We start from the raw sequence: 13,575 nt of genomic DNA, 5'->3' as shown, positions 1-13,575 counted from the left end.
CGATGCGCGACCGCGAGGGACAGGTGACGCACTACATCGGCGTGCAGCAAGACATCAGCGAGGCGATCGAGACCCTGGAACAGTTGCGCCAGACCGAGGCCTCGCTGCGCGAGCAAGAGGCGCGCTACCGGCTGATGGTCGAGAACGTCGAGGATCTCATCGTGCGCGTCGACATGGAGGGGCGCTTCGAGTTCGTCAGCCCCTCCTACTGCAAGACCTTCGGGCGCCGCGAAGACGAACTGCTCGGCAAGAGCTTCACGCCCTCGGTGCATCCGGACGACCGCGCCGCGGTCACCGCGGCGCGGGCGTCCCTGCATGCGCCGCCTCACCGTTGCAGTCTCGAGCAACGCGAACACACCGCGCAGGGCTGGCGCTGGCTGCAATGGTCGAACACCGCGATCCGCGATGACAGTGGCGCGGTGATCGGCATCATCGGCGTTGGCCGCGACATCACCGAGCGCAAGCAGGCCGAGGTCGAGCTTGCCAAACGCGAGGCCATGGTCAGCGAATTGCTCAGGCTGGCCACCGGCTTCGTCGGCGTTGCCGATGACGTCAACGACCCCAGCATCGAGCAGGCCCTAGCCCGGGTCGGCGACTTCATCAATGCCGACCGGAGCTATCTGCTGTGTCTCAGTGCCGATGGCGGCAAGGTCGATCAGGTCATCGAACACACCGCCGAGGACGTGACGCCGATTGGCGCGTATTACCGCGATCTGCCGATCGCCAAGCTGCCGATGATGATGGCGCCGCTCGCCGTCGGCGAGCCGGTGGTGATCGCTGATGTCGCCGAGTTCGGCGCCAGCGCTTGGGTCGAGGAGCGCCGTCTGCTCGAGACCCAGCAGCTCCAGTCCTTGCTGTTGGCGCCGCTGCGGCTCGACGGGCGGTTGTTCGGGGTGGTCGGCGTCGAGACGGTGCGCGCGCACCGCCCATGGAGCACCGTCGAGGTCCAGTTCCTGCAACTGTTCGCCAATATCCTCGTGGCCAGCGAACAACGCACCCGTTCGCTCGCCGCGCTCAAGCAGAGCAATGCCCATTACGACGCGCTCGCGCGCCAGAGCCGGACCATCACCTGGGAACTCGACGCCGAGGGGCGCTTCAGCTTCATCAGCGAGGTCTGCGAAGCCGTGCTCGGCTATGCCCCGAGCGAGATGCTCGGACGCCATTTCAGCGACTATATCGCCGAACCCGAGGCCGGCGAGCAGGCCGCCAAGGCCACCGACCTCATGGCCCGGCGCCAGCCCCTCGAAGAGTTCATCATGCCCTTTCGCAGCCGCGCCGGTGTCGCCCTCTGGCTCGCAAGCGACGGCCGCCCGATCCTCGCCGATAACGGCGAGTCCCTCGGCTATCGCGGCATCACCAAGGATGTCACCGAGCGCCAACTGGCGTTGCAGCGCCTCGCCCACAGCGAGTCGCGCTTGAGCGCGATCTTCGAGAACACCCCCATTGGCATCGCCTTGATCGGTCAAGATCGGCGCCCGCTGATGGTCAATCAGGCGCTGACGCGGTTTTTGGGCCGCAAGGCCGAGATCCTCACCCAAGTGCGTCTCGACGATGTCACCCATCCCAACGATCTGCACACCGTGCTCGGCGGACTCGACGATCTGTTCTGCGGCCGGCGCGACGCCTATCGCATCAGCAGCCGTTACCTGCATGCCGACAGACAGGTGCTCTGGGGCGATCTGCGGCTGTCGTTGCTCCCCACCCGCGCCGACGAGGCGCCCATCGCGCTGGCGATGATCGAGAACATCACCGATCTCCACCAGGCCCGCGAGCGCCAACGCGCCGCCGAGCAGGAGCTGACCGATTACGCCGAGCAGCTCGAATCCCTGCTCGACCTGGTCAATCTTTCGGCCTCCCATCGCGAACAGGTGCAGGCCCTGCTGCGACTCGCGCGGCGCAGCCTGCGGCTCGACAGCGCCGCCGTCTGGCGGCTCGACGCCGACACCAACGCGCATCTGCTGAGCGCCGTCCCCGACGATCGCCGCCCGTCCCCGGCACCGCCGGCGCTGATCGCCGAGGCCCTGGCCGAGCTTGGCAACCCGATCATCCTCGCCGGTTCCGAAAGCGCGGGTCGCGCGTCCGCCGCGGGCATCCATGCAAGCGCATCTCCGTCTCCGCAGGCGCACGCGAGCATGGTCGGCGTGGTGATGGACTGCACAACCCCCGATGGCGATCAGGAGCACCTGCTGCTCACGCTTGGCAATGCCCGCGCGATCCCGCCGCTGGAACTCGGGCAGCGCCAGTTGTTGCGCCTGATCGCTCAGCGCATCGCCGCCGTGCGCCATAAGCATCAGCTGCAAGAGAACCTGGTCCAGTCGCGCGAGCGCGAGACCATCGGTCATCTCGCCAGCGGGGTCGCGCACGACTTCAACAATCTGCTCGGCGTCATCGACGCCAATCTGTTCTTCATCGCCGATGGGCTCGATGAGCAGATCGACGCCGATCCCGAACTCGGCCAAATCCTCGCCGAGACCCGCAGCGCCCTCGGCCAGGCCAAGGTCATCACCTCGGGCATGCTCACCATCAGCGGCGCCGGCAAGATCCCCCTCGAACCGATCGATCTCGCCTGCACCGTCGGCGAACTCGGACAGATCCTCGAACAGGTGCTGCCGCCGCGCATCGAACTCCAGCTCGACATCGCCGCCGGCGTGCAGGTCTTCAGCAATCGCGCCTTCCTGCAATCGGCCCTGCTCAATCTGGCGCTCAATGCCCGCGACGCCATGCGCGAACAAGGCACGCTGACGATCGCCGCGCGGCCGGTGCCCATGGGCACGGACAGCCTCGGTCCGCCCCGGGTCGGCATCATTCCGGCTGCGGACGCTGTCGAGATCCGCGTCATCGACACCGGCCAAGGCATCGCCCCGGAGTTGCTCGGACGCATCTTCGAGCCCCTGTTCTCGACCAAGGCCAAACAACGCGGTCATGGGCTCGGGCTGTTCATGGTGCGCGAGTTCGTCGCCCGCACCCAAGCGGGGCTCTGGATCGATTCCACCCCTGGCCAAGGCACCTGTATTCGTCTCCTCCTGCCGGCGCAGGAGGCGCCCGAGACCGCGTCCAAGACCTCGACACTGGTGCCAACGCCATCCCCTTCAGCGCGCCCGCTGCAAACGCAGCCCTCCGCAGCCGCCAGCGAGACCCAGCCAGCGCCCACGGCCCAACCAGCGCCCGCGGCCCGGCCAGCGTCAGTCGAGCCTGCCGCGCGCCGCGTGCTGCTCGTCGAGGATGATCGGCGGGTGCGCGACGCCCTCGCGCGCCTGCTGAACCTCGAAGGCTTCGCGGTGGAGACGGCCGATCACGGCGAGGACGCCTTGCGCCGGCTCGCCACCCTGGATCAGCCGATCGATCTGGTGCTCTCCGATATCGCCATGCCGGTGATGGACGGTCTCGATCTCTTCGCGCGCCTCACCGAACGATACCCCCACCTGCCGATCCTCTTGATGACCGGCCAACAGGCGCATTGGGAGCCGCCGCTCGACAGCCAGGGCGAGCCGGCGCCGATTCTGCGCAAGCCGATCGATCGCGGCAACCTCAGGGACGCCATCCAGCGGATGCTCGCGCCCAGGCCGCCCGCCGAATGAGGCTTTACAACTCTTTACCAAACGCCCGCAGCGGCCGTTCTACTCTAGGAACACCACCGTCGGAATAACGCATGCCACACCATCGCCGGGTGGCGGACAGCGTCCCGCTCACCGGCTCGGGTATCTCCCGCAAGAGGACAGACCAATGATCCTGAGTTGCTTGGATGATGACCCACGGATGGAACGCACCCTGTGCCGCTTTGCCGGCCTGCTCGGCCACGAAGTCCGTTTCCAGACCACCAGTGGCGCGCTGCGCGACGATCTCGGGCGCCATGTGCCCGACGCCATCGTCCTCGACCTCAGTCTCGGCAACGAAACCGGCATCGATGTCCTCGCCTGGCTGGCCGACGCGCATCCGAACATCCCGCTGGTGTTGCTGTCCGGCCAGGGCGACGAACTCCTGGATACCGCGCGCCGCATCGCCCAGGGCAAGGGCTTGATCGTGTTCGGTGCCGTCAACAAAGCCAACCTGGTGCGCGAGCTGCCAGCGGTGCTGTCCCAGCGCAATTCCCCGCCGCGCCAGCAGCGACCCCAGGCCCAAGTCCAGGCCAAACACCCGCTCCGCGTCGAGGATCTGCGCGAGTCCTTGCGCGCGGGCCAGATCACGCCCTACTTTCAGCCGATCCTCTCGGCGCGCACCCTGCAGCCGGTCGGCGCCGAGGTGCTCGCCCGCTTGCCCTTGCCCGAGGGCGGCGTGCTCGGCGCCGGCGCCTTCATCCCGCTCGCCGAGCAATCCGGCCTGATCATGGAACTGACGCGCGTGCTCAGCGAGCGCCTGATCGAACTCGAACCGCAACTGCGGCCATTCGGGCTCGATTTTCTCTCGATCAATCTGTCGGCCGCCAACATCGAGCGCAAGGGCGCGGCAGCGATGGTCAAACGCCTCGTCGACGCCTTTGCCGGCAGCAGCCGCATCATGATCGAACTCACCGAGACGGCGGTCCTGCCCGATCTGCAACAGATGCGCGCGCTCACCACCGAGCTGCGCCTCGGTGGCGCCTCCTTGGCGATCGATGATTTCGGCATCGGTTATTCGAGCATCCGGGCGCTGGCCGAGTTGCCCTATGACGCGCTGAAGATCGATCTCTCGTTCGTCGACGAGATGTTCGACTCGGAGAAATCGGCCAATTTGATCGCCGCCATGGTGCACATGGCCCACAGCCTCAACCTGCAAGTGGTCGCCGAGGGCGTCGAGACCGAGGCGCAACGCCATCAGCTCATCGCGATCGGCGTCGACCGTCTGCAGGGCTATCTGTTCGGCCACCCGGTGCCGATCGAGCACTTCGTTTGCTGACCCCTGCTTAACAAGTCTTTACCGACCGCCGCATCGGGTTGGTTTAGCCTCTCAAGCATCGGACTCGCTCACAGTGATGACAGACATCAGGCTCGAGGAGAACCCCATGCCGACCGCCCCCAAGATCAAAGTGCTCTGCGTCGATGACTCGGCGACTGTCCGCGATCTCCTGTGCGAGATCATCAATGCTCAACCGGATATGGAGGTCGTCGCCGTTGCCTCCGACCCGATCATGGCGCGCGAACTGATCAAGCAACACGATCCGGACGTATTGACGCTCGATATCAAGATGCCGCGCATGGACGGCCTGGATTTCCTCCAACGCCTGATGCGGCTGCGTCCGATGCCGGTGCTGATGATCTCTTCGCGCACCCAGCCCGGCTCGGAGGAGACCCGGCGCGCCCTGGAACTCGGCGCGCGCGATGTGATCGCCAAGCCCCGCGTCGGCATCCGCAGTGGCTTGCTCGCCGAGCGCACCGGGATTGCCAACAAGATCCGCGCCGCTGCGCGCTGCCAGGCGCTGTTGCCACGCCCGCGCCCCAAATCCGCCTCGATCCGCTTGCCCAAGCCGCTGGCCGCCAGCGCCTCGACTCTGCCCGCCCGCGACGAGGTTCTGCTGATCGGTGCCTCCACCGGCGGCACCGAGGCCATCCGCGAGGTGCTCGAGCAACTGCCGGCCAAGACCCCGCCGGTGCTCATCGTTCAGCACATGCCGGCAGGCTTTACGCGCTCGTTCGCCGAACGCCTCAACCGCAGCAGTCCGCTCCAGGTCAGCGAGGCCGTCGATGGCGAACCCCTGCGGCCCGGACAGGCCTATATCGCCCCGGGCGACCGCCACCTGAAGCTGGCCCGCAAGGGTCGCGACTATGTCGCCGAGCTGGATGCTGGCCCGGAGGTCAACCGTCACCGTCCGTCGGTGGATGTCTTGTTCTATTCCGCTGCCCGCCTTGCCGGCCTCAAGGCCACCGGCGTGCTGCTGACCGGGATGGGCAAGGATGGCGCCGCCGGCCTGCTGGCGCTGCGCGAGACCGGCGCGCTGACCATCGCCCAGGACGAGGCCAGCTCGGCGATCTTCGGCATGCCGCGCGAGGCCATCGCCCTCGGCGCCGCGCGCGAGGTGGTCTCGCTGGCGGCGATCGCGCCGCGACTGATGGCGCTGACTGCGGCCCTCGGGCGCGAACAGCCGCAACCACGGCCGCCGCAGGCATCCCACGCTGGGCTCGGCCACCGCATGCCGCCGCCGGGATGGCGCACGATGGGCGCACACGCCCAGGGCGCATCGCGATCCTGATCGCCACCTTCGGCAGGCACCGATGCACCGATTGACCCCTTCGAGCGCGGCTCGCTTTCCCCGCGCCGCGACTTTCGGCGATACTAGACCGCACAGCGCCATGATCGCGACCACCATCCCGAGTCGCCGGAGCATCCAACTCTGGCCCTATCAGGTGCCTTGCTGATCCACGGCAGTACCAGCCAGGGGACATGCCTTGCTAAGTCGATGGTTTCGGAGAGAGGTCCCGAACCAGCGCAGGGAACCGCGACGTTTCCTCTCAACCGCCGATACTCTACCGTTACTGTCACTCTTGGTCGCCGCCGCAGCGGCGGGCAGCTCTGTCGGCCTACCGCTGTTATACGGCCTGCACTTTCCGTTCGCCCTGGTGGCCGTGCTGCTGGCGCTGGTCTGGCTCGGATTGCCGGCTGGATTGGCGGTCGCCGCCGCGCAAGCCGGTGTCATGGCGCCGCTTCACCAACAGTCGCCGGCGCTGCTGCTCCTGGGCGCCGAGGTCGTCTTCGTCTCTGTGCTGTTGGCGCGCGCCCGGCGGCGCGAACAGGAGAGGCCCTTCCTGCCGCTCTTGGTCGGCCTCTATTGGCTGGTGCTGGGCGCGCCGCTGACACTGCTCGACGACCTGCTGCGGATCGACGTCGCGGTGGTGCCGACGCTGCTGCTCGTGCTCAAGCAGGCGGTGAACGACATCGTCACGGCGCTGCTGGCCGAGTGCGTGCTGCTTGCCGTCGCGCTGGTGCAGCGCCGGCATCCCAGCCTCTCCATCCGTCGGCTCCTGCTGGTCCTGTTCAGCGTCGCCGCCCTGTTTCCAGCCTGTGTGCTGACCTTTCTCGGCACGCACGATGTCCATCAGCGGTTGGAGCGTGAGCTGTTCGCCCAGCTGCGCCTCTTCGCCACCCTCGCCGCCGAGATGCTACCGGCGGACGCCGCCAACCCGCGGTCACGAACGGCGTCCGAACAGCGTTTGCAGACCCTGCTTGCCGAGCATTTGCCGAGCACCGCCGAGCCGACCCTGCGACTGCTGCCAAGCGCCAATGGCAACGCCAGCGGCGAGGAGTCGCCGGCACCCGTTTCCCGGCAACAGCGCCGCCTGTCCATCGCCCAGGATCATGGCCAACCGCGCGACCCATTCGATTGGAGCCAGGTCCGCTACCGGCTCAGGCTGCCGTTGCCGGAGGCGACCAACGTCGCCGCGCTCGAGATCGAACTCAGCGCCCAAGTCTTGATCGAGCAGATCCATCTCTGGTTGCAGCGCTGGCTGTTGCTGTTATTGGCCTGGGCGGCGCTGGTCATCCTCGTCGCGCACTGGCTCAGCCGCCGGCTCGCGGCGCCGTTGCAAGCGGTGCTCGCCAGGGCCGATGCGCTGCCGGCGTCGATCGATTCGGGACAGCCCATGCCGGCACCGCCCTTGAGCCCGCTCAAGGAGGAAGTCGCCGCCGCGCGTGCGATGAACGGCCTTGGCGAGCGCCTGCAAGCGAGTTTCAAGGCGCTCGCCGAGGAGCGCGACCAACAGCGCGAGCAGCGCGCGCTGCGCGCCTTGCAGGCCGAGACCCTCGCTGAACTCATCGGCGCCGAGGCCGACGAACGCCAGGTCGCCGAGCACCTGTGCCAGGCCATCGCCAGACAGCTGCCGGGGCATCACTGCAATCTGGTGGTGGCGACCCCGACCGACAGCCTCGAGGTGCTCGCCGCTCCCGGCATGAGGACCGAGGAGATTGCGCTGCTGAACGCCCGCCTCGCCAACCAGGAAGGGGCGCTTGCTTACCAGCTCGCGTTCGAAACCGCCGAGTTCAGCGCCAGGACCAATCTCGCCAATACCGCCGACGATCAACCACGGTTGAACTACGTCGGCGACAACCCTCCCGGCGCGTGCTGGTGTCAACCGATCTGCGGCCAATATGGCCAGGTGCTCGGGGTGCTCGCGATCGCCGCGCCGGAGCCGGGACGACCAAACCGTTTCGCCCGCGCCCTGCTCGAACATGGGGCCTCGCTCGCCGCCGTCGCCCTCGGCAACCTGAAGCTGCGCCGCGACCATCGGGTGCTGCTCGACGCCCTGTCGCAAGCCGAAACCGGTATCGTCATCGCCGAACGGCTCGGCAACGGCGATCATGCGATCCGCTTCGTCAACAAAGGCTTCGAGAACCTGACCGGCTATCGCGGCGACGAGGTGTTCGGCCGCGACTGCCGCTTTCTGCAGGGGACGGATCGCGATCAGCCGGCGCGCCGGGCCCTGCGCACCGCTCTCGCCGCCGGCGAGGCCTGCCAGGCGACCCTGCGCAATTACCGCAAGGACGGCAGCCTGTTCTGGAACTCGGTCAGCATCACGCCGGTGGTCGATGCCCAAGGCCGGATCAGCCACTACATCGGTATCCAGCGCAACGATACCGACCGCATCCATGCGCTCGAACGGCTGCGCGCCAGCGAGGCGCAACTGCGCGAGATCACCGAGACCATCGAGGAGGTGTTCTGGGTGCTGGACATCGACAGCAACCAGCTCACCTATGTCAGCCGCGCCTTCGAGGCCATCTGGGAACAGCCCGTCGCGGCGCTGCGCGCCGATCCGGCGCTCTGGTACGCGCACATCCATGCCGACGACCGCGAACGCGTGATGCGCGAACATGCCGAGGTCGGCGCCGACGATCATCTCAAGACCTGCGAATATCGTCTGCAAATCCCGGCGGGTCGGCGCAAGTGGATCGCCGAGCGCCGCTTCCTGGTGCGCGACCCCGAGGGCCGTGCCTGCCGGGTGATCGGCGTCGCCACCGAGATCACCGATCGCAAGCAGGCCGAGTTGGATCTGATCGCCCGCGAACAGCTTGAACGCGAACTGGTGGCGCTGACCACGACCTTCATCGTTCCCTCGGAAATACCCTTCGACAGGCTGCTCCAGGATGCGCTCGCGAAGGTCGGCGACCTCGCCGGCGCCGATCGTGCCTATATCTTCCAATTCGATCGCGACGGAGAGACCTGCAGCAATACCCACGAATGGGTGGCGGCGGACGTGGAACCGATGATCGCGACGTTGCAAGACTGTCCGGTCGCCGATTTCTCGGTCCTGCTCGAGGCTCTCGAAGAGGCCGACCTGATCGTCATCCCCAGGGTCGCCGATCTGCCCAAGGAATGGGCCACGCTGCGCCAAGAGTTTCAACGTCAAGGCATCCAGTCGCTGATCCTGGTGCCGTTGCGGCGCGAGCGACAGTTGAGCGGCTTCATCGGCCTCGATGCGGTGCATCGGGAGCGCGGTTGGCTCAAGGGCGAGGTGCATTTCCTGCGCGTGCTCGCCAACGTGTTCCTCGGCGCGCTGGAGCGCAAGCGCGTGCTCGCCGAACTCTGGGCCAGCACCGAGCGCTATGATGCCCTGGCATTGCAGAGCCGCATGATGACCTGGGAGATCGATCCCGCAGGCGTCTATACCTATGTCAATCCAGTCGCCGAGGCCTTGCTCGGCTATTCGCCCGCGGACTTGATCGGTCGCAAGACCTTTTATGAACTGATCCCCGCGGCGCAACGCGCCGAGGTCAAGGCGCGCGCCTTCACGCTGATCGCGCGCCACCAGCCCTGGCGCGATTTCCAGGCGCCAGTGCTCACCGCCGCTGGCCGCCGCCTGTGGTTGAGTGTCGACGGCATCCCCTTGTTCGCCGCCGATGGCAGCCTGCGCGGCTATCGTGGCAGCGCCTTGGACATCACCGATGTGCAACAGGCGGAAACCCAACGCCGTGACGCCGAGCAGGCACTGCAACGCTATGCCGAGGATCTCGAGCGCCTGGTCGATCTCAGCAACCGTGGGCTCGACGCCAACGCGGAGATCGCCGCGCTCCTTGGCATCGCCAAGGACGCGCTCGGGATGTCCGTCGCCGAGACCGGCTGGCGCGCGCCCGAGACGCCCTATCAATGCTTGGCGCGGCTGCCGGCCGTCGGCGACCAGACCAGCGATGGGACCGCCGACGAATCCGCCGCGCAGCGCGCGCAAGCGGCCACGGAAGCGCTCTTCGCCACGCCCGCCAGCGCGCTGGATCAGCCGCGCCTGATCTACGGCGCGGCGCTGCCCACGGCGCTCACCGCGCAGGGCTACCAGTGCGCGGTGGTCACCGCCTCGCGCTTTCCGGGGGATGCCGCGCAACAGCGTTGGCTGCTGACGCAATTCTGGGATGCCCGAGCCCGCGCCACGCTTGCCAGCGGCGAACGCGAGCTGCTGCGTTTCATCGCCCAACGCATCGCCGCCATCGAGCACGGCGCGCAGCTCGCGCGTGACCTGGTCAACGCCAAGCAGCGCGAAACCATCGGCCATCTGGCCAGCGGCGTGGCGCATGATTTCAACAATGTGCTCGCCGTGCTCGACGCCAATCTCTACTATCTGAGCGTCTTGGTCGAGGAAGCGAACCTCGACGATGACAGCCAGCAGGTCATCGACGACATGAACAGCGTGCTCGGCCAGGCCAAGGTCATCACCTCCGGGATGCTGGCGCTGAGCCGAGCGGGCGGCGTGCCGCTGCGCACGACCCTGCTCGACAAGCCGCTCACCGAACTGGCCGACATCCTGCGATTGATGCTGCCGGAAACCCTGGACTGGGATCTCCGGGTCGAGCCCGATCTCGGCGCCAAGACCAATGCCGGCTTCCTGCAGGCCGCGCTGCTCAACCTGGCGCTCAATGCCCGCGATGCGATGACGGAAGGAGGCACGCTCAGCCTCATCGGCTGCCGCGAGCACTGGAGCGGCGAGCCGCCGCTGATGGTCGGCGAACTCACCGCCGGCGACTACGCCGCGATTCGCATCAGCGATACGGGCTGCGGCATGACCGACGCGGTGCTCGCGCGCATCTTCGAGCCGCTGTTCTCAACCAAGACGCAACGCGTCGGTCACGGCCTGGGGATGTTCATGGTGCGCGAGTTCGTGCTGCGCTCCGGTGCCGGCTTGTCGGTCAGCTCGACCATCGGCGTCGGCACCACCTTCACGCTCTTGCTGCCGCTGGCCGAGAGGGACGCCGAGGATCTGGCCTGAGGCGCGGCTTTCGCCGGTTGCCCGCCGATTGCTTGCCGGTTGCTCTCGTCCTGCCTGCGGCCATCGCCGATGGTCTGCCTGTCGCCTCTGCGACAAGCCCCCGACGAGACGCGTCGCGGTTCCCTCAATCCGACACGGATGCTTGCCTCGATCCGACCCCGACTCGGGCCCGGCGCGAACTCCGATCAGTGCTTCAGGCGCCTCAAAAGCAGCCATTGGAGCCAATAGAATCAGTCTGTTATCTCAAGATCCAAGGATCCAGACAAGACCCCTTTGGATTCTGGCCCGAGTTTTGCTTATCTTGAGTGATCGCACCGCGTACCGGAGCCGAATCCGATGTCCCTCATCGACGACCTGGCAGCCCCCGGGGTCTGCATCAACGACACCACCCTGCGCGATGGCGAGCAGTCGGCCGGCGTCGCCTTCTCGCTCGACGAAAAGCTCGCCATCGCGCGCGGACTCGATGCCCTTGGCGTGCCGGAACTCGAGGTCGGCATCCCGGCCATGGGCGAGGACGAGCGCGATTCGATCCGCGCCGTCGCCGAGCTTGGGCTGAACGCGCGGCTGATGGTCTGGGCGCGCATGTGCAGCGCCGATATCGATGCCTGCGTCGGTCTCGGCGTCGATCTGGTCGATCTCTCGATCCCGGTCTCGGATCAGCAGATCGCCGGCAAGCTCGGCCGCGACCGCGCCTGGGTGCTCGCCTGTATCGCCCAGGAGGTCGCGATCGCCCGCGCGCAGGGTCTCGAGGTCGGCGTCGGCTGCGAGGACGCCTCGCGGGCCGATCCGGACTGGCTCAAGCAGGTCGCCGAGGCGGCGCAACGGGCCGGCGCGCGCCGCCTGCGCTTCGCCGATACCGTCGGCCTGCTCGACCCCTTCGGCACCTATGAGCGCATCCGCGAGCTGGCGAGCGTCTGCGATTGCGAGATCGAGATGCACGCGCATGACGACCTTGGCCTGGCCACCGCCAACACCCTCGCGGCGGTGCGCGCCGGCGCCACCCATGTCAACACCACCGTCCACGGTCTCGGCGAGCGTGCCGGCAATGCCGCGCTGGAAGAGGTGGTGATCGGTCTCAAGCATGTGCACGGACTCAACACCGGCGTCGATCTGACCCGCTTCGAGGCGCTCTCCAAGCTCGTCGCCCAGGCCTCCGGCCATCCGGTCGGTTGGCACAAGAGCCTGGTCGGCGACGGCGCCTTTACCCATGAGGCCGGCATCCATGTCGATGGCCTGCTCAAGGATCCGAACAACTATCAGGGCATCGACCCGGCCGAGGTCGGGCGCCAGCATCGCCTGGTGCTCGGCAAGCACTCCGGGCGGCAGGCGATCCGGCTCGCCTACGAGCAACTGCTCCAACTCGATATCGATGCCGCCCAGGCCGAGCGCGTGCTGCCGCAGCTGCGGCGCTTCGTCACCGAGACCAAGCGCCCGCCGGCGAGCGCCGACTTGCGCCGGTTTCTGGAACAGACAGCGCTGGGCGCGGCGGCGATGCCAGCGCCGTCGGGCCAGACGCGGCTGGCCTGAGCTGGCCCAAGCTGGCCTGACCCGCCTGAGCCATCCCGGCGTTTCCTAGAGCCATCCGCAAGCGCAGACACCATCATGGACCTGCTCGATCTCGACAACGAGGCGATGTACTTCGAGACGCCACTGCCGGCCGAGGTGCGACAGCTGATCGACGAGAGCGCTCAGCGGTACCGCTCGCAGGCGCTCGATGGTTCAAGCGACGAGGATCTCGAACGGACCTCGGTCGACAGCGCCGAGTGGGCGCTGTTGCGCGCCTACCTGAAGGCCCCGGAACATCTCTCGGTGATCGTCGCGCTCTATCGCTATTACTACTATCGCCACCGCTATGCCGAGGCGGTGACGATGGCCGATCGCGCGATCCTGCTCAGCAGCCGTCGGCTCGGGCTGAGCGAGGACTGGCGCAAGCTTGGCCAGGCCGAGCTTGAGCAAGCCGCGGAGCGTTCGATGGCCAGCACCCGCTTTCTGCTGCTGGCGCTCAAGGGCGCGGCCTGGCTGCTGCTGCGCCAAGACCAGCCACAGGCCGCCATCGAGCGCCTGGCGCCGGTGCGCGCCTTCGATCGCAAAGACCAGCTCGGCACCCGCGAGCTGCTGAGCTGGGCCGAGAAGGCCATCCGGCGCGAGGAGATCGCCAACGCCGGCGACAATGTCCATCTGCTCGGCGATTGAGCGCTTGGCCGATGGGATCGGAAAGGCCGACCAAGCCCGAGACCACGCGCTTCTCGATTCACCCTGACTTGATCACGGAGACTGCCATGACCGACCTCGACACGCCGCTGCCGCTTGAGGCGATGACCCAGACGCGGCTCGAAACGGGAGCCGATACGGGAATCGACACGAGAGCCGACACGGGAGCCGATACGGGGGCTCGCGCGCTCCCGGACTCGCTCGACGC

The 13,575-nt window shown here is 67.3% G+C and carries 6 protein-coding genes; all 6 read left to right on the top strand.

All coding sequences use genetic code 11. The annotated features are described in order from the left end of the window. Positions 1-23: 23 nt before the first annotated feature. The 6 genes from ACLFQI_RS06230 to ACLFQI_RS06205 all read left to right on the top strand — a co-directional run bounded on the left by ACLFQI_RS06230 (position 24) and on the right by ACLFQI_RS06205 (position 13,349). Positions 24-3,578 carry a PAS domain S-box protein gene (locus ACLFQI_RS06230; RefSeq protein ID WP_410758026.1) on the top strand — a complete coding sequence of 1,185 codons (3,555 nt, stop codon included), beginning with the start codon at positions 24-26 and terminating at the stop codon, positions 3,576-3,578. 145 nt (positions 3,579-3,723) lie between these two features. Next, complete coding sequence (locus ACLFQI_RS06225) at positions 3,724-4,872, top strand: EAL domain-containing protein (RefSeq protein ID WP_410758025.1); 1,149 nt, start codon at positions 3,724-3,726, stop codon at positions 4,870-4,872. Between the two features lie 106 nt (positions 4,873-4,978). Continuing rightward, the gene (locus tag ACLFQI_RS06220; protein WP_410758024.1) at positions 4,979-6,163 is read left to right on the top strand and encodes a protein-glutamate methylesterase/protein-glutamine glutaminase; all 1,185 of its coding nucleotides are present in this window, start codon (positions 4,979-4,981) and stop codon (positions 6,161-6,163) included. Positions 6,164-6,455: 292 nt separating this feature from the next. Beyond that, complete coding sequence (locus ACLFQI_RS06215) at positions 6,456-11,156, top strand: PAS domain S-box protein (protein WP_410758023.1); 4,701 nt, start codon at positions 6,456-6,458, stop codon at positions 11,154-11,156. 336 nt (positions 11,157-11,492) lie between these two features. Next, on the top strand, positions 11,493-12,683 hold the full coding sequence (nifV, locus tag ACLFQI_RS06210; protein ID WP_410758022.1) for a homocitrate synthase: 1,191 nt from the start codon (positions 11,493-11,495) through the stop codon (positions 12,681-12,683). A gap of 75 nt (positions 12,684-12,758) precedes the next feature. Further along, complete coding sequence (locus ACLFQI_RS06205; protein ID WP_410758021.1) at positions 12,759-13,349, top strand: hypothetical protein; 591 nt, start codon at positions 12,759-12,761, stop codon at positions 13,347-13,349. Positions 13,350-13,575: the final 226 nt, after the last annotated feature.

It is taken from the genome of Halochromatium sp. (assembly GCF_046541315.1).
Taxonomy (GTDB): Bacteria; Pseudomonadota; Gammaproteobacteria; order Chromatiales; family Chromatiaceae; genus Lamprobacter.
This window is presented reverse-complemented; position numbering and strand designations above follow the sequence as displayed.

Bases quoted from the DNA above. Each gene is read 5' to 3' on its own strand.
- ACLFQI_RS06225 (WP_410758025.1), top strand. From the start codon at position 3,724: ATGATCCTGAGTTGCTTGGATGATGACCCACGGATGGAACGCACCCTG.
- ACLFQI_RS06220 (WP_410758024.1), top strand. From the start codon at position 4,979: ATGCCGACCGCCCCCAAGATCAAAGTGCTCTGCGTCGATGACTCGGCG.
- nifV (WP_410758022.1), top strand. From the start codon at position 11,493: ATGTCCCTCATCGACGACCTGGCAGCCCCCGGGGTCTGCATCAACGAC.
- ACLFQI_RS06205 (WP_410758021.1), top strand. From the start codon at position 12,759: ATGGACCTGCTCGATCTCGACAACGAGGCGATGTACTTCGAGACGCCA.